Origin of the sequence: Phytobacter sp. V69, from assembly GCF_965644215.1 — a bacterium.
Lineage (GTDB): Bacteria > Pseudomonadota > Gammaproteobacteria > Enterobacterales > Enterobacteriaceae > Phytobacter.
Genome location: NZ_CBFFRL010000442.1, coordinates 1 through 1,113, shown reverse-complemented (window position 1 = coordinate 1,113; position 1,113 = coordinate 1). Strand labels below are relative to the sequence as shown.

Genomic DNA, 1,113 nt, shown 5'->3' with positions numbered 1-1,113 from the left:
AGTGTCCATGTTCGTGAAAGTGTCCATGGTAGAAAACACGGGCAAAAATAAAAGACGGTCTGGATGAGACGCTTACGGCGGTGTGGATCCTGTCGCAAACCGGTTTTAGTGGCATCTCTTTTACCCTTGCCAGCAAAGAGCTGACCGCAGGCGAGCAAACCTGGCAGATGATTACCGCCACCGCGCTGGTGGTCTCTTACTTCTCCGGACCGCTGCTGAACTTTGGTGACTTCTCTCGCTACGGCAAAAGCATGCAGGAAATTCGTCGCGGCAACCGCTGGGGCCTGCCGTTTAACTTCCTGCTGTTCTCCATCGTGACCGTGGTGATCGTGTCAGGTACACAGTCGCTGTTCGGCAAAATGATCACCGATCCCATCGAGACCGTCAGTCACGTGGGCAACAGCCTGGCGATGGCAATTGGCCTGCTGACCATGATCATCGCCACCATCGGGATCAATATTGTGGCGAACTTCGTCTCCCCGGCGTTCGATTTCTCTAACTGCTCGCCGCAGAAGATCAGCTTCCGCACTGGCGGGATGATCGCTGCCGTCGGCTCCGTGCTGTTGACGCCGTGGAACCTGTTCCAGTCACCGGAGCTGATCCACTACACGCTGGATGTACTGGGCTCCTTTATCGGGCCATTGTTCGGCATCCTGCTGGCTGACTTCTATCTGATCAAACGCGGGAAAGTGTTTGTCGATGACCTGTTTACCGTCTCCCCGAACGGGCGCTACTGGTACAAAAATGGCATCAACCCGAAAGCGGTTGTCGCCCTGGTACCGTCGGTTGCAGTGTGCCTGGTCATCAGCTTTATTCCGTCACTGCACGAAGTGGCGAACTTTAGCTGGTTTATCGGTGTGTTCCTGGGCGCATGCAGCTACCGCTGGATTGCACGCCACGATCGTGAAGGGGTGAGCGAAGAGTTTGCTCCACGTCGCGCGACGGCGAAGGAGTAAATGCAAAAAGGCCCGGACTGGGGTGGTCCGGACCTTATGCGGACAGAGGATTAGCAGAGCGTCTACGGCGTTTTCTCCTGCCCTAGATAGTGTCGTCACAAGATTTTAGCCCAGAGAGCGATGCATCTGATCTGGACGGCAGCGAGAAATGAGGCCG

General features: G+C 55.8%; 1 pseudogene. It reads left to right on the top strand.

Features of this window, described 5'->3' with window-relative positions:
- Window positions 1–77 precede the first annotated feature (77 nt).
- Window positions 78–956, top strand: a pseudogene (locus ACSZPU_RS25850) (cytosine permease); the annotation flags it as partial.
- Window positions 957–1,113 lie beyond the last annotated feature (157 nt).